The sequence below is a fragment of the Dickeya sp. CFBP 2040 genome, assembly GCF_012273755.1.
GTDB lineage: Bacteria > Pseudomonadota > Gammaproteobacteria > Enterobacterales > Enterobacteriaceae > Dickeya > Dickeya poaceiphila.
In genome coordinates, this window is record NZ_JAAVXH010000055.1 from 1 (window position 1) to 22165 (window position 22165).

Genomic DNA, 22165 nt, shown 5'->3' on the forward strand with positions numbered 1-22165 from the left:
CATTTAATACATTTATCTTGACCATACTGGCAGACATATAGGGGGGAATAACTTACCTACAATGGGTTAACTGAATTGATACAGTCTTTTTTATTTATTATTTACTTTCGCTTCATACTAAAATAATGTGAATTGCAGACAACACACCTGATACCTGAATGATGACGGGTAGATACCCGTCATACTGAATATGCAGCATGGTGGAAGATAATCACTTTTGGTCATTTGACCTTAGCCGTACGTGTCAGCGATATCCCCACACCGTTTGCAGTAACGCCCGCAGCGCCTGCGCCACATCATTAGTCAATACCGACTCGTCGGGATGATGGCTGATACCGCCCTTGCAGCGCATAAACAACATTCCCACCGGCCAGCGTTCAGCAATAGCGATGGCATCATGTCCAGCGCCACTGGGTAGCGACAGGTTCCGGCCCTGCACCTGCATCACCGATGCCGACAACCGCTGTTGCAGCTTGTCGTCACAACGCGTAGCAGCGATGCGGTAATACTCTTCGGCACTGAAGATACAACCGCGTTGCATGGCGATGTCTTGTGCCAGAGTCAGCAGCCGTTGCAGCAGGGCATCCAACGGCGTATCGTCTGGACCGCGAATATCCAGCGTCAGCCGCACTTCGCCGGGAATCACGTTAGCCGCGCCGGGCAGGCACTGCAACGTGCCGACAGTCGCCACCAGATAGGGGTCGCTGTCGCGCGTTATCTGCTCCGCCTGAGTCATCCATGTCGCTGCCGCTGCCAACGCATCCTGCCGTTGCGACATCGGCACCGTACCGGCATGACCGGCATGACCAGTAAACGTGCAGTTCAGTCGCCGTGCGCCGTTAATGGCAGTCACCACACCCAACGCCAGCCCGGCCTGTTCCAGACACGGTCCTTGTTCGATATGCAATTCCAGATAGGCCAGAATGTCCGTCACCGGACGGGCCGCCTGCGCGATAGCATCCGGGTTCAAACCAGCCTGCGTCAGCGCCTGTGCGACGGTAATGCCGTCGGCATCCGGGCGCGACAGCCAGCCGTCAGGCCAGGTGCCGGTTAATCCGCGGCTACCCAGCAATGTGACGCCAAAACGGGTGCCTTCTTCATCACCAAACCCGACCACTTCCAGCGCTACCGGCAAGCGAATTCCACGCTGATGCAGAAATGACACGGTTTCAATCGCCGCCAGCACCCCCAGCATCCCATCGTAACGCCCGGCGTTGCGGACAGTGTCAAGATGCGAACCCAGCAGCAGCGCCGGTGCACCCGGCGTGCGGCTCTCATAGCGGCCACAGATGTTGCCCACGCTATCCTGCCACACGCTCATCCCGGCTTCCCGCATCCACTCGCCGACCTGCTGATTGGCTTGCAGATGCTGAGGCGACAGGTAAACACGGGTAAGCTGACCGACGGTTTCACTGATGTCCGCCAGTTGATCGCAACGCGCCATCACCCGCCGGGCTGCCGCCTGCGCATCGAGGTCCGTCATCACGTTGTCCATCAGCACCTCGCACATGTCGGCGCCTGCGCGGTATCGTATACATTCCAGGCCGCCTGCAACGCCGCCCCCTGTACAGAATGGAAGCCAAGGCGGTTCAGTACCGCTTCCAGCGCGGTCAGCGTTTGCATCACGCAGTCTTTACGTGCGTTATACCCCATGGTGCCGATACGCCAGATCTTGCCCTGCAACGGCCCGAACGAGGTGCCGATTTCGATGGCGAAATCCTCCAGCAGTAGTTTGCGTACCTGCTCGCCGTGAATGCCAGACGGGATCACCACACCCAGCACGTTACTCATCTTGTTGGCGATGTCGCCGTAAGGCTGTAATCCCATACCGTCAATACCGGCCAGTAGCGCCTTGCCGTGCAATTGATGACGGGCGATACAGGCATCCAGCCCCTCTTCCAGAATGATGCGGGCGCACTCGCGGGCGGCAAATAACATGCTGGTGGCTTCGGTATGGTGGTTCAACCGCTCCGGTCCCCAGTAATCCATGATCATGCCGAGGTCGAAGTAATTGGAGTAAATCATTTCGTCGTCACCGTCCTGATGGTCGGTGGTGCGAATCCCCTGCTCCACGCATTTGCGCTGACGAATCACCGCTTCCATACGCGAACTGAGCGTCACCGGCGAGCTGCCGGACGGGCCGCCGAGACATTTCTGCAACCCGGCGGAAACCGCATCCAGCCCCCAGGCATCGGTTTCCAGCGGGTTGCCGCCGAACGACGCGGTGGCATCGGTGTAAAACAGCACGTCATGGCGACGGCAGATATCTCCCAGCTCGGCCAGCGGCTGTAGCATGGTGGTAGAGGTATCGCCTTGTACGGTGAGCAACAGGCGCGGTTTCACCCGTTTGATGGCGTCTTCTATCTGATCCGGCGTGAACACTTCGCCCCATGGCACCTCGATGGTATGAACATCGGCGCGACAGCGGCGAGCAATCTCACACAGCAGGTGGCCGAAACGCCCGAACACCGGCACCAGCACCCGGTCACCGGGGCGAATCGCCGACACCAGAATCGCCTCAATACCCGCGCGGGAGGTGCCGTCCACCAGCATGGTCCAGCGGTTGTCGGTACGGAACAATTGACGATATAACGCCATCACCTGATTCATGTACCCGGTCATCGCCGGGTCATACTGCCCGACCAGTTGGCTGGCCATCGCACGTAGCACACGTGGGTCGGCATTGATCGGGCCAGGCCCCATGAGCAAGCGATGGGGCGGATTGATCTGCGCAAACAGGTCGTTAGGCATGTGATGAACTCCTGATGTCCTTGATAACATTAAAATTATAATAGCTCATACTGCTTAGGGCGCTACAGCCGCACCGAGGCGATAAACTGTTTCAGTTCGGCAGTCTGCGGGTTGGCGAACAGTTCATCGCCACTGCCTTGCTCCCACACTTTGCCCTGATGCATAAACACCACCCGGTCGCCGACTTCACGGGCGAAATTCATCTCGTGGGTAACCAGAATCAGCGTCATGCCTTCGGCTGCCAGTTGCTCCAGTACCTTCAGTACTTCACCTACCAGTTCCGGGTCCAGTGCCGAGGTGATCTCATCGCACAGCAGCACTTTCGGACTCATCGCCAGCGCACGGGCAATCGCCACCCGCTGCTGTTGGCCACCGGAGAGACTGGAGGGGTAGTAATCAATACGCTCGCCCAGTCCGACTTTCTCCAGCATCCTCACCCCCAGTTCACGGCACTCGGCAGCGCTTTTACCCAGCACCAGTTTGGGCGCCAGCATCACGTTTTCCAGCGCGGTCATATGCGGGAACAGGTTGAAATTCTGGAAAATCATGCCAATGGAACGGCTGATTTCCCGCGCCTGCGAGTCACGGTCGGTCACGGTCATACCGCCGAGTTTAATGCTGCCGTCCTGATAGCCTTCCAGCCCGTTGATACAGCGCAGCAGGGTGCTTTTGCCGGAGCCGCTGCGGCCAATGATGGAGATAACCTCGCCGGCATCGATATCCAGATCCACCCCTTTCAGCACGTGGTTCTGGCCGTAATACTTATGGACCTGATTAATGGTGATGAGCGGCATTACATTTCTTCTCCAGATAACGGCTGTAATACGACAGCGGATAACACAGCAGGAAATAGCCCAACGCCACCAGTCCGAATACCTTGAACGGCTGGAAGGTAACGTTATTAAGCATGGTGCCGGCCTTGGTCAGCTCGACAAACCCGATGATTGAGGCCAGGGCGGTGCCTTTGATCACCTGTACCGAAAACCCCACCGTCGGCGCAATGGCAATGCGCATCGCCTGAGGCGCAATCACTCTGGTCAGCGTTTGCGTGAAGGTCAGCCCCAGGCAGCGACACGCTTCCCATTGTCCTTTCGGCAACGCCTGTACGCTGCCGTGCCAGATATCCAGCAGAAACGCGCTGGTAAACAGCGTCAGCGCCAGGGTGGCTGCCGTCCATGGGCTGACGTCGATACCGAATAATCCCAGCCCGAAAAACGCCAGAAACAGTTGCATCAGCAGTGGCGTACCCTGAAACACATCGGCGTACAGCCGGGTCAGGCGCATCGGCCAGCGGCGCTTCGTCAGGCGCAGCAACAGCAGCGGCAACGTCACCACACCGCCGCCGAAAAACGCCGCCAGCGACAGCAGCACCGTCCAGCGTCCGGCCAGCAGCAGGTTGCGCACAATATCCCAGTCAGTAAATGTCATCATCAGTGCGGCGTCCCCAGAAAGCGTCGCCCGGCCAGCAACAGCAGTTGACGCATCAGCATCGACAGCACCAGATAGCAGAGCGTGGTCACCAGATACACCTCAAAGCTGAGGAAGGTCCGTGACTGAATTAAGTTGGCGGCAAAGGTCAGCTCTTCGTACGACACCTGCGACACCACGGATGAACCGAGCATCACGATGATGCACTGGCTGACCAGCGCCGGATAAATCCGTTGCAGCGCGGGCGGTAAAATTACTCGCGTAAACGTCTGGGCACGCGACAATCCCAGTACACGCGCGGCTTCCCACTGGCCCTTCGGCGTCACCTGAATGCCGGCACGAATAATCTCCGTACTGTAAGCGCCCAGGTTAACCAACATTGCCAACAGGGCGGCCTGCCCGGCGGTGAGTTTGACTCCCAGCCCCGGCAGACCGAACACGATAAAAAACAGTTGCACCACAAACGGCGTATTACGGATCACCTCGACGTACAGGCCCCACAGGCGGCTGACGAAAGTCGGCTTACCGCTGCGTAATGCCGCACCGCAGATGCCGATGGCAATCCCGCCGAGCGTCGCCATCGTCGTCAATTGCACGGTGACCCACAGGCCGGCCAGTAACTCCGGCCAGTAAGGCCACAGCGCCGCGAAATGAAGCTGATAAGTCATTGGCGTATCCTTAGGCGCCCAGATTGGCCGGCAACGGCGCTTTCAGCCATTTTTCGGACAGGCCGTTCAACGTGTTGTCCTTAAGCGCTTTTTCAATCAGTTCGTTGACTTTCGCCTTCAGCGCCGGCTCGTCCTTTTTCAGGCCGATATAGCAGGGCGAATCTTTCAACATGAATTTCGCTACCGGAGCTTTAGCCGGGTTCTTCTCGGCAATCGCCGCCACGACCAGGTTGCCGGTGGCGATATATTGCACCTGACCAGACAGATAGGCCGACAGCGTAGTGTTGTTATCTTCATAACGTTTGATATCAGCGGTCTTGGGCGCAATATCAGTCAGCACCATGTCTTCCACCGCGCCGCGGGTAACGCCGACGGTTTTGCCCTGCAATGCCTCCGGCGCGCTGACATCGGTGTCTTTCGGACCGAATACACCAAGGAAGAACGGCGCGTAGGCACTGCTGAAATCGATCACTTTTTCACGTTCCGCATTTTTACCCAGGCTGGAAATCACCAGATCGACCTTGTCGGTCTGCAAATACGGCACGCGGTTAGCACTGCTCACCGGCACCAGCTGCAACTTTAGTTTCATCTCACTGGCCAGGTAACGCGCCATGTCGATATCGTAACCCTGCGGCTGTAAATCGGTGCCGACCGAGCCAAACGGCGGGAAGTCCTGTGGCACAGCGACGCGCAACACGCCGCGCTTCTGGATATCCTGTAGTTGATCTGCCATTGCCTGCCCGGCCTGAACCATCAACAGAGCCGCACCCACCACCGCCAAAAAACGTTTTCCGATCTTCATTGCTGTGCCCCCGGTTAAGTTAGTTTGAAACCAAAGATTCTTCAATAGAAACATTGAAACCTTTGTTGCAAAGTAAAAAGCAAAATACATGCCAGATAATCAGTTGGTATTTTGCGGTAATAAACAGAGAGGAATGCAGGTTGATTCAGGTGATAAAGGGAGGTGTTCGCTGTTGAACGGTACGTCCGGACACGAGTCCGAGACGCACAACAAAAGGGCATAAAAAGAGGAATGCATTGCACCAAAAAAGAACAATCGCACCAGTAAAGCGCGTGGTTAGCGCTGTTCCAGCTCATCCAGTTGCAGATAAAGATCGGCAATATCGTGAATACGCTGACGTCCATCCGCCAGCATCTGATGCAGCAACGCGTTACTGATCAGGTTGACCAGACTCATGGCACTGGCATAGCTGTCAAAAGCCGAAACGCTGTCCAGCGGTGCGGTCAGCGACCAGGAAGCCAGTGGCGGTAACGCGTGGACTTGCGGTTCGCACAGCAGCAGTACTGGAATCAGCCGGGCACGTAGTTGTTGCAACAGTGGCTGAATCAGGCGCGGACGGCGACGGAACGCCACCACCACCACCACATCCTGCTCGTCGAGATCCGCCAGTTCTTCCGCCAGTGTCTGACCGGGCTGCGCCAGCAGCGGCACCTGTGGGCGAATTTGCAACAGTTGCTGACGCAAGTGCAACGCCACCGGGTAGCTGTTGCGCAGCCCCAAAATACATACGCGCCGGGCCTGCTGTAGCGCGGTGATCACCGCGCCAAACTGCTGCGGGTCAATCTGGTTGACCCACTGCGTCAGGTTGGCCATCTCCTGCTTATAATGGCGCGCCAGCAGGGTGTTGCCTTGTACCGCGTCCCGGTTATCGGTCAGAGGCATCCCGTTCTGGCGCAGGGTGCGCAGTTCATCACGCATCTCCCGGTAGCTGGGATAACCGAGACGGCGGAACAGGCGACTGACCGTAGCCTTGGAGACGCCACTCAGCCGCGCCAGCTCAGCGCTGTTGTAGCTGATGAGATCATCCAGATGGTCAAAGATAAATTCCGCCACCCGCTGTTCCTGCGGCGATAGTTCGCTGTACTGGCTGCGCAACCGTTCATCAATCTGCTTCATGCCTGCCCTTGTCACTGTTTGAACTTTGCAACTTTTGTTTCATTATTTCGGCGCTATGATGAACATAACATACAACCGGTGGTCGGCAGCAAGCTGAAAAGATGGAACGGCTTTTGCTTAGCATCGACCACCCTACCATCACATAAGAGCCTTATCACTCATGATGCAAAGCAATATCGCCCCATCGGGTATGGCAGTCACACCGCATCATCTTGCCAGCGCCAGTGCGCAGCGTATTTTACGTGCCGGAGGCAATGCCATTGAAGCGATGGTAGCCGCCGCCGCTACGGTTGCGGTGGTTTATCCCCACATGAACAGCCTGGGCGGCGATGGTTTCTGGCTGATCGTACCGCCGCAGGGCGCGCCAGTCGCCATTGACGCCGGTGGTGCCGCCGGGTCGCTGGCGACGCGCGCACGTTATGCCGGTGAAAGCCGTATTCCTCATCGAGGCCCCAACGCCGCACTAACCGTGGCCGGAACGGTAGGAGGATGGCAGGAAGCGCTGAATTACGCCGCCGAGCAGGAAATTAGCCATGCGCTGCCGCTCGCTACACTGTTGGAAGACGCCATCGGCTATGCCCGCAACGGCATTCCGGTCACCCAGTCGCAGGAAGATGCGCTGACCAGCCGCCATCACGAGCTGAGCGACTTCCCCGAATTCTGCCGCGTGTTCATGCCGCAAGGCACGATTCCACGTACCGGCAGCCGTTTCATCCAGCCGGATCTCGCCGATACCCTGCAACAACTGTCCCAGGACGGACTGGACAGCTTTTACCGCGGCGCGCTGGCGGCACGCATGGCGCAACAAACGGCTGCGCTGGGCCTGCCGGTTACTGAAAGCGACCTGGCGAATTATCATGCCCGCCGTACCACACCGCTGGTGCTGAAACACAGCCACGGTGACGTCTTCAATCTGGCGCCGCCGACGCAAGGGCTGGTATCGCTGGCGATTCTTGGCATCACTGATCGGCTGGAGATGGCGGATCTGAGCGACAGCCAGACCATTCACCGCGTCGTAGAAGCCACCAAACTGGCATTTGGGCTGCGCGATAAATACATCACCGACCCGAAACTGATCACGCAGGATATTCAGGCGCTGTTATCTGCCGGCCAGTTGGATACCTTGAGCCGACACGTTGACACCCGCGCCGCCGCTCCCTGGGGCGAAGGCAAAGGGCCGGGCGATACCGTCTGGATGGGCGTGTGTGATCGCCACGGCTTTGCGGTGTCGTTTATCCAGAGCATCTACCACGAATTCGGCAGCGGCGTGATATTGCCAGGCACCGGTGTGCTGTGGCAGAACCGTGGCGCCTCCTTCAGCCTGGACCCGAACCACTTGCTGGCGCTGGAACCGGGCAAACAACCGTTTCACACCCTCAACCCGGCAGCCGCACGCTTGTCTGACGGACGCACGATGGTCTACGGCTCAATGGGAGGCGATGGTCAACCACAGACGCAGGCAGCGCTGTTCATTCGCCATGTTATGCAGGGCGTGCCGTTGCAACAGGCAATCACCGCGCCACGCTGGCTGTTGGGCCGCACCTGGGGGCAATCGACCGATACGCTGAAGCTGGAAGATCGCTTCACGCCAGCGACCATCGCAGCGTTGCGTACACTGGGTCATGATGTGGAACTGCTCGCTGGATTTAGCGAAACCGTCGGCCATGCCGGGGCCATTGTCCGTCATGCCAACGGAATGCTGGAAGGCGCCAGCGATCCGCGCAGCAACGGCAGCGCCGCCGGATATTAATCTTTCTACCCGATAAGGTCTTCACACGATAAGGTCCTCACCCAATAAGGTCTTCGCTCATGGAAAAAAAAGATATTGATCAGGACACGCTGGCCGCGTATCTGCAACAAATGGAAACCCTGATGGGGCTGGAGCTGGATGATGCCCGCCGTCAGGAACTGCACGCTCAGTTCAGCCGCATCGCCGCCATGGCGCAGCCGCTGATGGCGTTTGCACTGGATGAACATCAGGAAGTGGCGGGAGTCTACCAACTATGAATCCGGCTCAACTGTCTATTCGCACGTTGCAAGCCGAGCTGGCGGCAGACCACCTCTCTGCCACCGACATTGCCCGTAACACGCTGGCGCAAATCGAACAGCACAACCCGGCTGTCAACGCGTACACCGCCGTCACAGCACAACGTATGCTGACGGAAGCCAACGGCGTGGACCTGAAACGCCGGTTAGGCGAACCGCTGCCTGCACTGGCAGGCGTACCCTATGCGGTGAAAAACCTGTTCGATGTTGCTGGTGAAACCACCCTTGCCGGCGCCAGACTGTTCAGCCAACGCCCTCCCGCCAGTCAGGATGCGTTCGCGGTACGCCAGTTGCAGGCGCAAGGCGCATTGTTGTCCGGCTTGCTGAATATGGATGCCTACGCCTACGGCTTTACCACCGAGAACAGCCACTACGGCGCCACCCGCAACCCGCATGATTTGACGCGTATCGCGGGCGGATCGTCCGGCGGCTCAGCCGCGGCGGTAGCAGCCGGGCTGGTGAATTTTGCACTCGGCAGCGACACCAACGGTTCGATCCGCGTTCCCGCTTCGTTGTGTGGCATCTTCGGGCTGAAACCCACTTTCGGACGGTTATCACGTCAGGGGACACAGCCGTTTGTCGGCAGCCTTGATCACATCGGCCCGCTGGCACGCAGCGTGGACGATCTGGCGCTGGTCTATGACGTACTGCAAGGCCGCGATCCGGCTGATCGCTTTCAGGCAAACCAACCACTACGATCCACCGTCCCCTCGCTGTCCGACGCGGTACCGCTGCGCAGCCGGGTACTGGGCGGTTACTTCGCACAATGGTGCGATGAACAGGCCGCCACGGCAGTACGACAGGTGGCCGATGGATTAAACGCCGACAGTGATGTGATACTGGATAATGCTGCGCTGGCGCGTACCGCGGCATTTATTCTTTCCGCCAGCGAAGGCGGCAACCAATACCTGCCTGCGCTACAAGCCACACCGGAACAATTTGAACCGCTTTCCCGTGAACGGCTGTTGGCAGGCGCGATGATCCCTGCCGCCTGGTATGTGCAGGCTCAGCGTTTCCGCGATCATTTCCGCCGCGACATACTGGCGCTGTTTGCCGACACCGATCTGCTGATTGCACCAGCGACACCTTGCCCGGCAACACCTGTCGGTCAGGAAACCATGCGCATCAATCACACCGATTTACCGATCCGCGCCAGCATGGGCATGTTGACCCAACCGATATCGTTCGTCGGCCTGCCGGTGGTAACGGTACCGCTGGCAACCGCCAGTGGGCTGCCTATCGGCGTGCAACTCATCGCCGCGCCATGGCGGGAAGATATCGCGCTGCGCGCGGCCTGGCGCTTAGAGAAGCAGGGCATCGCCCGGACTCTGCCCCCCGTTACTTTTCACTCATAAGGACTTTTTACATGACACCAGAGATAAATCTGCCTGACGTACTGGCCGAGGTTACCACCGCCTTTTACCGTTACGAAAAGGCGCTGACCGGCAACGATATTGACGTGCTGGACCAGTTGTTCTGGCACGATGCGCGTACCGTGCGTTACGGCGCATCAGAAAACCTGTACGGTATTGAGCAGATCCGCGCCTTCCGCGCTGCTCGCCCGTCAGCCGGGTTGGACCGCCAGTTGCAAAACACGGTGATCACCACCTATGGCCGCGATACGGCGGTTGCCAGTACCGAATTTCGTCGTGAAGGCAGCGAGAAAATCGGACGCCAGATGCAAACCTGGCTGCGTACCGAACAAGGCTGGCGGATAGTAGCTGCTCATGTGAGCCTGATGGTGTAACCAACAAAACAGCCCACGCCGGATAGCTGATATCTGTTTTACCGGCTATCCGGATGAGTTAACGGGAGGCGGGAGTCGTGGCGAGTATCTCGGCCAGTAATGAAGGCGATACCGGAATAAGCCCCATCTTCAGACCGAAAGGCTTAAACACTTTGTTGATGATATCCGCCGTGTAATTGCCTTTGTCATTCTCTATTTCCGACAACGTTTTACGTGATACGCCAACCAGATTGGCATAAGCATCCTGCTTAAGACCCAGCACGGTAAGGCGCAATTCTTTCAGTGCGTTTCCCTGCGATATTTCGCCTATCATCATCCTGCGGATAATGTTCTGCATCGCAAACTGCCTTTCGCTGGCATTGAGCGGTCTGGAATTTTTTGATGCTCTCGTTTTCGAGACATCCGCCGTCCCCGTAGTTACAACTACGGGTAGAGCCTGAAAGCGCTCCTGCGCCACATTGCTCTCCTGCAAGCGCTGGCGCAGCTTGCGTATGGTTTCCTGAACATCATCCGCAACCGCGTAGCGCGTTATATTTTTGCGTTCCTGGCTCATAACAATCCCCAGCGCTGTAGCTTCTCAGGAAGGTAATCAAACCCGATGGAAGGCAGGTTTACTATCGACTCAGGTACGCCACGTGCCTGAAGCCGCGCTTTCAGACCAACCAGTTGCACCGCTGTCTCCTGCAATTTCGCCATCAACAACGTCGGCGGAAGAATGTCGGAAAACAGTTCCGCTATCCGCTCAAACTGATAGTCACCGCCGATTTCCAGCGGCTCTGGCCATTTGGTCGCTCTGGCAATGCCCGCGGGGTCAGCCTTCATCGGTGCAAAATCGTAAATCGGTGCCAACCGAATCCCCTGTTCATCTTTGAGAAACGCGGTATTGCGACCATGGTTATCACTGTTGCCGAAGGCAATATTCAACAGATCGCGTCGCACCCACTCAACCACAAATGCCTCAGGGTCAAAAAATTTTCCCTCTACGCTAACCGTATGACTGGACGCGATTTTGGCGATCACCGCCCGAATCACCTGATCGTGCCGCAGCGCACTACCCGGCCCGGCCCGCAGCAGGGAATACACCGACTCCATACCGTATCGTTTAACCTGTCCATTGCCGGGGAATTCGATATCAAAGCGCGGCAACCAGAGCGACGGATAATGCCGTCCTTCTTCCAGGCGCATACCCGCCACAGGAATGGTGTCGAACCCCATATAGGCCAGCTCATGGTAATAATGAAACTCGGCTCGCAGGATGTCGCCGTCAATCTCACTGCGCTGCCCACGCGGAAACTTCACCAGATAAGCGGCATCACAACAGTTGGGATCATCCTGCCAGGTATCGATCCATACCTTATCGTCCGCATGACATCGCAACAGCAGCTTTGGCGCTTCACCTCCCGCACCTGTAGCCCCTCCGGCAGCGGCACCACGTTGTTGCGCATAATCCAGAAAATCGCTGGCCCGGTTCTTCACATCCTCAATGCTGAAAAAGCGGGTTTTACCATGATGTTGGGCTGGAACTGATTCTTTGATACGCAAATTACCAACCGGTGCAATGGTGGCATGGCGCAACAAGACATAATTTTGCAACTGTGCCGTCAACCCAGAGAGATCAAGATGATCAATCCAATACTGTCGGCTGGCGCCTGCCGGCATAATGTCATCCAGAAAGCGCATCCATCCGGGTTCACCACCATCATCAAAGAAGACCCGGACCGGGTAATTGACGGAAACCGCGTGGTGGTCATCACAATCTATATAGTCAATGCCATAATCAGACGCATAATCCAGCCGCGTTAGCAGGTAATTATTCTGGTCGCTATCAGGAAAACCGATCTCGGCAATATCCTGCCACACATTATCGACAAACGCCTGAACAGTCAGTCGCTCCATAGCCCCTCCGCGCTCATTACGTGTAGCATAGCACACCCCAAATACCAGAAAGACAATTAAAGACACCAAAAGGTTACATTAACCAAATAAACTCAATTTAATGTTACCTATACGTATCAAAAGCCAATCAGCCAATAATGAAACCTATAGGTATCATAAAATGCAAAAAAACCAAACAACGAAACCTATCAGTTACATTGTTTGGCTCAAGCAGATATTGAATGAAACGAGATGAATTAAAACCGGTAAACACGCAACCGCTATTATGATCGCGTCAGTCCTGATACGGATGAACCCGATGCCAGTGCTCGGCGATATCCTGACGGCGGCAGACCCACACCCGCTCGTGCTGCTGGATATAATCGAGGAACCGCTGTAACGCCCGGAAACGACCTGGCCGCCCCAGCAGGCGACAATGCATACCAATCGACATCATTTTCGGCGCATCCTCCCCTTCGGCATACAACACATCAAAGCTATCTTTCAGATAGCTAAAAAACTGCTCGCCGCTGTTAAACCCCTGCGGTGAGGCGAAGCGCATATCATTGGCATCCAACGTATAGGGAACGATCAAATGCGGCTTCACCGCGCCGTCTGCACACCGCACTGGCAACCAGAAGGGTAGATCGTCGCCATAGTAGTCGCTGTCGTAGAGGAAACCACCCTGCTCCAGCACCAGTTGTCGGGTGTGGGGGCTGTCGCGTCCGGTGTACCAGCCTAGCGGCGGCTGGCCGAACAATTCGGTATGCACCGCGATAGCCTGTTGCAAATGTGCACGCTCGGTGTCGATATCCATATTCTGGTAGTGGATCCAACGCCAGCCGTGGCTAACCACGTCATAGTCCGCCGCCCTGATAGCCTCGACCACCGCTGGGTTCCGCGCCAGTGCCATCGCCACGCCGAACACCGTCATCGGCAAGCCACGGCGTTGAAACTCCTGATGAATACGCCAGAAACCAGCGCGGGAGCCGTATTCATAGAGCGAATCCATCGACATATGTCGCGTCGGGTAACTGGCAGCACCGATGATATCGGACAAAAATTGCTCAGATCCGGCGTCGCCGTGCAGCACATGCTTTTCCGCCCCTTCTTCGTAATTCAGTACAAACTGCACCGCGATGCGAGCCTGTCCGGGCCAACGAGCGTGTGGCGGTTGACCAGCATAACCTATCAGATCACGTGGGTAGTCAGGGTCTGAACCCCATAGCTGAGAAAGTGTCATGGTGTCTTTCCTTAATTATGATGACAGCAACAGCACCGCTTAACGTAGCGCCTCGAATGCGCCGGTTAACGGCTTGTCCAGCGGGTAGTCGAGATCGCCGTGTTTGCTGGTGCTTAGCCCCAGCCCAACCAGCGATTCCACCATTTTCACCGCCGCCCCCACGCCATCGATCACCGGGATACCTAATTCCTGCGTCAGCGCCTGCGCCAGATCGGCCATACCACCGCAACCCAGCACAATCGCGCCGGCTCCATCCTGCCGCTTCGCTTGTATACACATTTCCCGCACTTTATGTTGCGCCAGCCCGTGTCCATCCTCCAGTGCCAGCACCGGCAGATCAATGGCGTGCAGTGCGGCGCAGTGATGCTCAAAGCCGTAGCGCTGCAACAGATGACGTGCGATGACAAGCGTGCGCGGCAGCGTGGTGACGATGGAAAAACGCGTCGCCACCAGCGTTGCCAAATGCATCGCCGCTTCCGCGATGCCCACCACCGGCGCACTCGCCAGTTCCCGTGCCGCCAGCAGACCGGGGTCGCCAAAGCAGGCAATGACATGGCCGCTGACGCCCTGCTCGCGTCCCAGCCGAATCTGCTCCAGCACGCCGAGAGCCGCCACCGCTTCATCAAAATGCCCTTCGATAGACGGCACTCCTTGTGACGGACATACCGCCAGAATATCGGTGCCGGGCGCCGCCACTCGCCGCGCCGCGTCGCCGATGGTTTCAGTCATTGCCAGACTGGTATTGGGGTTGATTACCTGAATCACACATCGGCTCATTCGGCCTGCTCCTTCCTATTGTGATCTAGCCGACTTCAGATGACTGAACAACTGCGAGAAATCCGGCGTAGCCGCGCTGTCGCCACCAAAACGCAGGCTGGCGACGATATCGTCGAAATGTTGTTGCATAGCGGTAGTCAGCGCTGCCAGATCCTGGTTGCGCAGCAGCATCAACAAATCATGGTGATCGTGACAACGGCATCCCTGCTGCCAGGGCGCGCCGTAGGCAGCAATCACCAGCGATGAGCGCAACGTCAATTGCGACACCATACGGGTTAACACGCTGTTGCCGGAAATCGCCTGCAACTGAATATGGAAGGCGGCTGACAGGCGGATCGCTTCCGGCCCGTTGCGATCCTGATGGGCTTGCTCTTCCTCTGCCATCAATTTCTCCAGTGCTGCCAGGTGCGGCGGCTGGCAGTGAGCCAAAACCGCGGGCAGGTTGGCGCACTCCATCAGGCTGCGGGTTTGAAAGATCTCACGCGCTTCCTCTACCGTCGGTGTCGCCACCTGTGCACCACGCTTGGGCAACAGCGTGATCATTTGCACCGTCGCCAGACGCTGCAGCACCTTGCGGATCCCGGTACGGCTGACGCCGAATACCTCCGCCAGCGACTCTTCCGGCAGGCGGACACCCGGCAACAATTGATGCTCAACAATCGCATTCAGCAGCGCATGGTAGATAACGTCATCTTTTTGCTCGAAAAATGTCTCTTGTCCGAGACCATAAATATCGTTCATTGGCTTTTTCCGTCATCACGTCACCACCAGATCGTACACAAAAAATAAATTTATTGTATACAAAATTCACCAATCTGGCCCAAATCCTGCAACACATCACAGGACAGGTTATTCACCTCTATTTTTATCGTCATCAAAAAAGGAGCAGATTCCATGCCAGAAAAAATGACATCCGCCGGAACCACCCCGGCACATTACAGCCCAAGACTGTGTAATGAAGATTTGGCTCCGACACGCGAACAAAGCTGGTCCTGGTACAATATCTTTTCCTTCTGGATGTCGGATGTTCACAGCATGGGCGGCTACGTGGTAGCAGCCAGTTTCTTTACGCTGGGTCTGGCTAGTTGGCAGGTGCTGCTGTGTCTGCTGGCAGGTATCTGCATCGTGCAACTGTGCGCCAATCTGGTAGCCAAACCCAGCCAGCTCAGCGGTGTGCCCTATGCGGTGATTTGCCGTCAGTCCTTCGGGGTGTTCGGCGCCAACATTCCGGCGGTAATCCGCGGCCTGATCGCGTTCTCCTGGTACGGCATACAGACCTATCTGGCCGCCAACGCATTGATGCTGGTGTTGCTGAAATTCGCCCCGTCGCTTACCTCACTGACGACCAGCCACTGGCTTGGCCTGTCAACGCTGGGATGGCTGTGCTTTGGCGTCATGTGGCTGCTACAGGCGATGGTGTTCTGGCACGGCATGAGCGCTATCAAGCGGTTTATCGATGTTGCTGGCCCGGCGGTTTATGTGGTGATGCTGGCACTGGCGGGATGGATTGTATACAAAACCGGGCTGGAAAATATCTCTTTCACCCTGAGTAGCAAATCACTCAGCAACGGCGAGCAAGTATGGCAGATGATTACCGCCACGGCGCTGGTGGTGTCTTATTTTTCCGGGCCATTGCTGAACTTCGGCGATTTTTCCCGTTACGGCAAAAGTATGCAGGAAATCTACCGCGGCAACCGCTGGGGACTGCCATTCAACTTCCTGCTGTTCTCCATCGTCACGGTGGTGATTGTCTCCGGCACCCAGTCCCTGTTCGGCCAAATGATCACCGATCCGATAGAAACCGTTAGCCGCGTCGGCAACAGCGTGGCGGTAGCGCTGGGCCTGCTGACCATGATTGTCGCCACCATCGGCATCAATATTGTCGCCAATTTCGTTTCCCCTGCGTTCGATTTCTCCAACTGCTCGCCGCAGCGTATCAGTTTCCGTACCGGCGGGATGATTGCCGCCGTCGGTTCAGTCCTGTTGACCCCGTGGAACCTGTTCAATTCACCAGAACTGATCCACTACACACTTGACGTGCTGGGCGCATTTATCGGCCCATTGTTCGGCATCCTGCTGGCGGATTTTTACCTGATCAAAGGCGGCAAGGTGGATGTAGACGCACTGTTCAACGCCACCCCGAATGGTCGCTACTGGTACCGTAACGGCATCAATCCGAATGCGGTGCTGGCACTGCTGCCGTCGGTGGCTATCGGGCTGGTCATCAGTTTCGTACCAGCCTGGCATGAAGTCGCCAACTTCAGTTGGTTCATCGGCGTCGGCCTGGGCGCAGGTAGCTATCGTTATCTGGCGCGCCGGGAAAAAGCGGCCACGCCAGGCACCGCCAACTTGTCAGGTTTAGTACTGGGCAAAGAGTAAAAAAGAATCACCCAGCCCCGGATCGTAACGATCCGGGTGCTTACCCCGCCAGCGTGCCCCGTTTTTGCTCCTACTCTGGGTTAGGCTGTGCCACTACAGTGCATCGCACTATTACCGCCCTGTGACTTTTTAAAAAATCACTTTATAAACAGAAAATTAAAAAACTGGCACAAGGTTTGAATATTGCCAGCCATCTTCTATACCCGTTGGAATTATCTTATGACATCGCAAACCGCTTATAACGGCCTGACACTGCCCCAGTGGCGACATCACTATCAGCGACACCCTGAAGATGTAACTGAAATCGTGCTGGCCGTCTGGCGCTCATTGAATGCTGAAGACCCGGCATGGATTTATCTGCCTGACGAAGCTCATGTCCGCGAGCAGATTACCCACTTGCTCAGCCAGCCTGACGCCCAACGCCTGCCGTTGTACGGCATTCCATTCGCAGTCAAGGACAACATCGATGTCGCCGGCTGGCCCACCAGCGCCGCCTGCCCGGCTTTTACTTACACCGCAGCACAAGACGCCACTGTAGTGGCACGTCTGAAAGCGGCGGGCGCCATCGTGCTTGGTAAAACCAACCTTGACCAGTTCGCCACTGGGTTAGTGGGCACCCGCTCACCGTTCGGCGCGGTGCCGAATAGCATCAGGCCAGAGTATGTCAGCGGCGGCTCCAGCTCTGGTTCCGCCTCGGCGGTAGCCTGTGGACTGGTGCCGTTCACACTGGGTACAGATACCGCCGGGTCTGGCCGTGTTCCAGCCGGTTTCAACAATATCGTCGGGCTGAAACCGACCAAAGGCTGGCTGTCAACACAAGGGGTGGTGCCTGCCTGTCGCCTCAATGACTGCGTATCAGTGTTCGCATTAACGGTACAGGATGCCTGGTTTGTCGCAACGCTGGCAGGTGGTTATGACGAAAACGATGCCTATTCGCGCCACCATCCACGCACCACACCGGCTGATGTCTCCGCCCAGTTGCGCCTGGCAGTACCACATCCACTGGAATTTTTTGGCGATCAACAGGCGGAACAGGCGTTTCAGCAGGCGTTATCACATTTGCAGGCAATGGGCGCGACACTGGAAGCGCTGGATTTCACCCCGTTCGAACAACTGGCACGTCAGTTATACGAGGGACCCTGGGTAGCAGAACGCACCGTAGCCGTCGGCAAGTTACTGCATGAACAGCCAGAGGCGATGGACCCGGTGGTACGCAGCATTATCGCCAAAGGCGCCGATTACCGCGCCAGCGAGGTATTCGAAGCGGAATACCTGCGGGCGGAGCTGGCGCGACAGATTGCGGCCCAGCTAAATGGGTTTGACGCGCTGGTAGTACCAACCACCCCCACTATTCGCACCCAGGAAGAGATAACGCAACAGCCAGTGGTCTATAACTCACAATTCGGTTTCTACACCAACTTCACCAATCTGGCCGATTTGTGCGGGCTGGCGCTGCCAGCGCCATTTCGTGCAGACGGTTTGCCTGCCGGTATTACGCTGCTTGCGCCCGCCTGGCATGACGCTGCGCTGGCGGCGTTTGGTCAACGCTGGCAGGCCGCCACCGCACTGCCGTTGGGTGCCACCGGTCATGCCTTGCCATCGGTTACCCTGCAAAAAGCACTGTCTCCCCACCATGTGCGGATTGCCGTAGTGGGTGCTCACTTAAGTGGAATGCCGCTCAATTTTCAGTTGATTACCCGTAATGCGGTCAAAGTGGAAGAAACCGTCACATCGGCAGACTATCGCCTGTACGCGCTGGCGAATACCCAACCGCCCAAACCGGGACTGGTCAACACCGGTCAGGGGCAACCCATTGCGGTTGAGCTATGGGATATTCCGCTGGCGCGTTTCGGCGAATTTGTAGCAGAAATCCCGCCTCCGCTGGGTATCGGCACGCTGACGCTGGCGGATGGCCGTCAGGTTAAGGGGTTCATCTGTGAACCGGCTGCGTTGGAAGGCGCACAGGATATTACCGAATTCGGCGGCTGGCGCGCTTTTGTCACTCAGCGTTCGCCAGCCTGAACACGGAACGCCTGATAAGCAAAACACACGTCATAAAACACACCACGAATAACTGAGTAACGCCTGTCGGTCAGCTGCGTGCTGATCCGCCAGGCGCAGTTCCGGCTGGAAAACAAAGGGGGTTGTCAGTGTCTGCTATCACAGCATGTGGCAAGCCCCCCTGCGACTTCGCTTACTCAAAGAAATGTCGGCCCGCAAATCATACTGGAACAGGCAAGCAGTACAGCGATTGTGTGTACCGTCTCTTAATCGGCTGCATACATTCTCTGCCATATTCCAGTTAGCTGAGCGTTGGCACAATCGTTCAACCATCGGAGATTAATGTTGTCACCACAACGCAAGAGCCATTCGAATTATGCAGAGAATATAAAATAAGAATTATCTTAATATTTAACCAGGAGAGTTGGGTATTTCACGCTGGATTATCCTGGTATTATACTTTTCCAATCCATCGCCCGTTTAAAACCATCACTAAAAAAATAAAAACCAACAGCCATTTATTAATCAGCACGCGCAATTACACGCAAACATCACCACATTATCACCCACTCTAATAAAATCACATAACACCATGAATAAATTAAAAATATAATCAATAAAGCAATCAATAAACACACAAAAAACAAATCAAAAAACCTCACAAATCAATAATAAAACAAATAAACCCACGAATAAAAATCACCTCCCCCCCTTACAAACTTAAATTAATCTAAAATAAAATATCACCATGAAAATGATAAATCATTCGTACAACCCGACGAACCAAGGGTTGTCACACCGTCAATTTATGGTTAGGGTATAAAAAGTTTCATTCACAATTGAGGTTGCGATAAAAAATTAAACCATACAGGAATCACGTAATTACATGGCAATTAAAATTGAAGTAAAGCATCTGTACAAAATATTTGGCGAGCACCCCAATCGGGCTTTCAGGCTGCTAGAACAAGGGCTGAGCAAAGAGCAGATTTTTGAGAAAACCGGCCTGACGGTAGGAGTGAAAAACGCCAGTCTGGCTATTGAAGAAGGCGAAGTTTTTGTGATCATGGGGTTATCCGGTTCCGGTAAATCTACGCTGGTACGCCTTCTCAATCGCCTGATAGAACCCACCCGCGGTCAGGTCCTGATCGACGGCGAGGATATCTCTCGTCTGCAGGACAGCGCACTGCGCGCAGTTCGTCGCAAAAAGATCAGCATGGTGTTTCAGTCTTTCGCGCTAATGCCTCACCTGAACATTCTCGACAATACCGCATTCGGTATGGATCTAGCCGGGGTGCCCCGCGAGGAGCGCAAACAGAAAGCGCTGAGCGCCCTGCAGCAAGTTGGTCTGGAGGCATACCTCAACGCTTACCCAGACGAACTCTCCGGCGGAATGCGTCAGCGTGTCGGGTTAGCTCGCGCACTGGCCAACAATCCCGACATCCTGCTGATGGATGAAGCGTTTTCAGCACTTGACCCGTTGATCCGCACCGAAATGCAGGATGAGCTGATTAAACTGCAGGCACACCAGCAGCGCACCATCGTGTTTATATCGCACGATCTGGACGAAGCGATGCGCATCGGTGATCGCATCGCCATCATGAATAGCGGCGAGGTGATTCAGGTCGGTACACCGGATGAAATTCTGAACAATCCGGCTAATGACTATGTGCGTACCTTCTTCCGTGGTGTGGATATCAGCCACGTCTTCAGCGCCAAAGACATCGCCCGCCGGCGTCCGGTGGCGCTAATCCGTAAAACGCCGGGCGTCGGCCCGCGGTCCGCACTTAAGATCCTGCAAGAAGAGGATCGCGAGTACGGCTATGTGTTGGAACGAGGGCGCAAATTTATCGGCGTAGTCTCCATCGATTCACTCAAACAGGCATTGCGTGATAAGCAGCCGCTGGAACAGGCACTACTGTCTGCTCCTGCGCCGGTTCCTGCAGACATGTCGCTCAATGAGCTGATATCCCAGGTGGCACAAGCCCCCTGTGCAGTACCTGTTGTGGGCGAACACCATGAATATTTGGGCATTATCTCCAAAGGGATGCTGCTCCAGGCACTGGATAAGGAGAATACGCTAAATGACTGATACCAAAGAAAATATTTGGGAAGAAACCCAGATACCGGACCCAACAGCCAGCGCCGCTAACAGCCATGTCGCCGTCAGCGGATCATCAGGCCAGCCGGCGCAAACCGACCCTTGGGCGGCAGCGTCATCCGCGCCGGCAACCCCTCCGGCACAGGATAATACTACCGACCCCTGGACTCAGACACCGCCGCCCGCCGCCAATGACGTACACCAGAATGGAAACGACTGGCTGAACGCGCCTGCGCCGACACAGGAACACATTAACCTGATGGACCCATTCCGCCATACGCTGGTGCCGCTGGATCACTGGGTAACCGAAGGCATCAACGGGTTGGTACTGCATTTTCGCCCACTGTTTCAGGGTATCCGCGTCCCCGTCGATGCGATTCTTACCAGTTTCCAGCAACTGTTGACCGGTCTGCCGGCACCGGTCGCCATTCTGGTATTCTCACTGCTGGCGTGGCAGATATCCGGCTTCGGCATGGGCGTGGCGACACTGCTGTCGCTCGTCGTTATCGGTGCCATCGGCGCCTGGTCACAGGCCATGGTGACGCTGGCGCTGGTGCTGACCGCACTGTTCTTCTGCATCATCATCGGCTTGCCGTTAGGTATCTGGCTGGCGCATAGCAATCGCGCAGCCCGCATGGTACGTCCGCTACTGGATGCCATGCAGACCACCCCGGCCTTCGTCTATCTGGTGCCGATAGTGATGCTGTTCGGCATCGGTAATGTGCCGGGGGTCGTTGTGACCATTATTTTCGCCCTGCCGCCGATTGTACGTCTGACCATACTTGGTATCCGTCAGGTACCGGCAGACCTGGTGGAAGCTGCGCAATCCTTTGGTGCCAGTCCGCGCCAGATGCTGTTCAAAGTACAATTACCGCTGGCGATGCCAACCATCATGGCGGGTATCAACCAAACGCTGATGCTGGCGTTATCGATGGTGGTAATCGCATCGATGATCGCCGTCGGCGGTCTGGGACAAATGGTGCTACGCGGCATAGGTCGCCTCGACATGGGACAAGCATCCGTCGGTGGGGTCGGCATTGTGATTCTGGCAATCCTTCTGGATCGTCTGACCCAATCGTTGGGACGCGACGCGCGCAGCCGCAGCAACCGTCATTGGTACCACCACGGACCGCTGGGGTTACTGGCACGCCCCTTCATCAAACTCCGCGCCTGATCCCACTCAGGCAGCACCATCTAAACCTGTAGCTGGCACCGCCCAACTGCACGCTCTGAT

At 56.3% G+C, this 22165-nt stretch carries 20 protein-coding genes; 8 read left to right on the forward strand and 12 right to left on the reverse strand.

Features of this window, described 5'->3' with window-relative positions; translation table 11 throughout:
* Nucleotides 1-244 precede the first annotated feature (244 nt).
* From hpxK to Dpoa2040_RS07150, 7 genes are all read right to left on the reverse strand, one after another.
* Entirely contained in the window at nucleotides 245-1510 is a 1266-nt protein-coding gene (hpxK, locus tag Dpoa2040_RS07120; RefSeq protein ID WP_168640831.1) for an allantoate amidohydrolase, read from the reverse strand.
* Nucleotides 1495-2751, reverse strand: a complete 1257-nt coding sequence (locus Dpoa2040_RS07125; RefSeq protein WP_168640832.1) for an alanine--glyoxylate aminotransferase family protein — start codon at nucleotides 2749-2751, stop codon at nucleotides 1495-1497. Before Dpoa2040_RS07125 ends, hpxK begins: the two co-directional genes overlap by 16 nt.
* A gap of 62 nt (nucleotides 2752-2813) precedes the next feature.
* On the reverse strand, nucleotides 2814-3545 hold the full coding sequence (locus Dpoa2040_RS07130) for an amino acid ABC transporter ATP-binding protein (RefSeq protein ID WP_168640833.1): 732 nt from the start codon (nucleotides 3543-3545) through the stop codon (nucleotides 2814-2816).
* A complete protein-coding gene (locus Dpoa2040_RS07135) occupies nucleotides 3526-4182 on the reverse strand; it encodes an amino acid ABC transporter permease (RefSeq protein ID WP_042872349.1) in 657 nt (218 codons plus the stop codon). The genes Dpoa2040_RS07130 and Dpoa2040_RS07135 overlap by 20 nt, the downstream gene beginning before the upstream one ends.
* Entirely contained in the window at nucleotides 4182-4847 is a 666-nt protein-coding gene (locus tag Dpoa2040_RS07140; RefSeq protein WP_168640834.1) for an amino acid ABC transporter permease, read from the reverse strand. Before Dpoa2040_RS07140 ends, Dpoa2040_RS07135 begins: the two co-directional genes overlap by 1 nt.
* 10 nt (nucleotides 4848-4857) lie before the next feature.
* A complete protein-coding gene (locus Dpoa2040_RS07145; protein ID WP_210423859.1) occupies nucleotides 4858-5649 on the reverse strand; it encodes a transporter substrate-binding domain-containing protein in 792 nt (263 codons plus the stop codon).
* 276 nt (nucleotides 5650-5925) lie between these two features.
* Nucleotides 5926-6765 carry a MurR/RpiR family transcriptional regulator gene (locus Dpoa2040_RS07150; RefSeq protein ID WP_042872353.1) on the reverse strand — a complete coding sequence of 280 codons (840 nt, stop codon included), beginning with the start codon at nucleotides 6763-6765 and terminating at the stop codon, nucleotides 5926-5928.
* A gap of 160 nt (nucleotides 6766-6925) precedes the next feature.
* Here Dpoa2040_RS07150 and Dpoa2040_RS07155 point away from each other — a divergent pair, with 160 nt between their 5' ends.
* From Dpoa2040_RS07155 to hpxZ, 4 genes are read left to right on the forward strand one after another with little or no spacing between them, the layout of a single operon-like run.
* Nucleotides 6926-8515, forward strand: coding sequence for a gamma-glutamyltransferase family protein (locus tag Dpoa2040_RS07155; protein WP_168640835.1), 1590 nt, complete (start codon nucleotides 6926-6928; stop codon nucleotides 8513-8515).
* Nucleotides 8516-8574: 59 nt separating this feature from the next.
* Nucleotides 8575-8772, forward strand: coding sequence for an oxalurate catabolism protein HpxX (gene hpxX, locus Dpoa2040_RS07160; protein WP_168640836.1), 198 nt, complete (start codon nucleotides 8575-8577; stop codon nucleotides 8770-8772).
* Complete coding sequence (locus Dpoa2040_RS07165) at nucleotides 8769-10166, forward strand: AtzE family amidohydrolase (RefSeq protein WP_168640837.1); 1398 nt, start codon at nucleotides 8769-8771, stop codon at nucleotides 10164-10166. The genes hpxX and Dpoa2040_RS07165 overlap by 4 nt, the downstream gene beginning before the upstream one ends.
* 11 nt (nucleotides 10167-10177) lie before the next feature.
* Entirely contained in the window at nucleotides 10178-10558 is a 381-nt protein-coding gene (gene hpxZ, locus Dpoa2040_RS07170; protein ID WP_042872359.1) for an oxalurate catabolism protein HpxZ, read from the forward strand.
* Between the two features lie 58 nt (nucleotides 10559-10616).
* Here hpxZ and Dpoa2040_RS07175 read toward each other — a convergent pair whose 3' ends face one another.
* The 5 genes from Dpoa2040_RS07175 to Dpoa2040_RS07195 all read right to left on the reverse strand — a co-directional run bounded on the left by Dpoa2040_RS07175 (nucleotide 10617) and on the right by Dpoa2040_RS07195 (nucleotide 15194).
* Nucleotides 10617-11111, reverse strand: coding sequence for a helix-turn-helix transcriptional regulator (locus Dpoa2040_RS07175; protein ID WP_050569498.1), 495 nt, complete (start codon nucleotides 11109-11111; stop codon nucleotides 10617-10619).
* The gene (locus Dpoa2040_RS07180; RefSeq protein ID WP_168640838.1) at nucleotides 11108-12454 is read right to left on the reverse strand and encodes a type II toxin-antitoxin system HipA family toxin; all 1347 of its coding nucleotides are present in this window, start codon (nucleotides 12452-12454) and stop codon (nucleotides 11108-11110) included. The genes Dpoa2040_RS07175 and Dpoa2040_RS07180 overlap by 4 nt, the downstream gene beginning before the upstream one ends.
* Nucleotides 12455-12728: 274 nt before the next feature.
* Complete coding sequence (puuE, locus tag Dpoa2040_RS07185) at nucleotides 12729-13676, reverse strand: allantoinase PuuE (protein ID WP_168640839.1); 948 nt, start codon at nucleotides 13674-13676, stop codon at nucleotides 12729-12731.
* A 39-nt stretch (nucleotides 13677-13715) separates the two neighbouring features.
* A complete protein-coding gene (hpxA, locus tag Dpoa2040_RS07190; protein WP_168640840.1) occupies nucleotides 13716-14453 on the reverse strand; it encodes an allantoin racemase in 738 nt (245 codons plus the stop codon).
* 15 nt (nucleotides 14454-14468) lie between these two features.
* On the reverse strand, nucleotides 14469-15194 hold the full coding sequence (locus tag Dpoa2040_RS07195) for a GntR family transcriptional regulator (RefSeq protein ID WP_168640841.1): 726 nt from the start codon (nucleotides 15192-15194) through the stop codon (nucleotides 14469-14471).
* Nucleotides 15195-15347: 153 nt separating this feature from the next.
* Here Dpoa2040_RS07195 and Dpoa2040_RS07200 point away from each other — a divergent pair, with 153 nt between their 5' ends.
* The 4 genes from Dpoa2040_RS07200 to proW all read left to right on the forward strand — a co-directional run bounded on the left by Dpoa2040_RS07200 (nucleotide 15348) and on the right by proW (nucleotide 22105).
* Complete coding sequence (locus Dpoa2040_RS07200) at nucleotides 15348-16832, forward strand: NCS1 family nucleobase:cation symporter-1 (protein ID WP_168640842.1); 1485 nt, start codon at nucleotides 15348-15350, stop codon at nucleotides 16830-16832.
* A 219-nt stretch (nucleotides 16833-17051) separates the two neighbouring features.
* On the forward strand, nucleotides 17052-18854 hold the full coding sequence (atzF, locus tag Dpoa2040_RS07205; protein ID WP_168640843.1) for an allophanate hydrolase: 1803 nt from the start codon (nucleotides 17052-17054) through the stop codon (nucleotides 18852-18854).
* A gap of 865 nt (nucleotides 18855-19719) precedes the next feature.
* Nucleotides 19720-20922 carry a glycine betaine/L-proline ABC transporter ATP-binding protein ProV gene (proV, locus tag Dpoa2040_RS07210; RefSeq protein WP_168640844.1) on the forward strand — a complete coding sequence of 401 codons (1203 nt, stop codon included), beginning with the start codon at nucleotides 19720-19722 and terminating at the stop codon, nucleotides 20920-20922.
* On the forward strand, nucleotides 20915-22105 hold the full coding sequence (gene proW / locus Dpoa2040_RS07215) for a glycine betaine/L-proline ABC transporter permease ProW (protein ID WP_168640845.1): 1191 nt from the start codon (nucleotides 20915-20917) through the stop codon (nucleotides 22103-22105). The genes proV and proW overlap by 8 nt, the downstream gene beginning before the upstream one ends.
* Nucleotides 22106-22165: the final 60 nt, after the last annotated feature.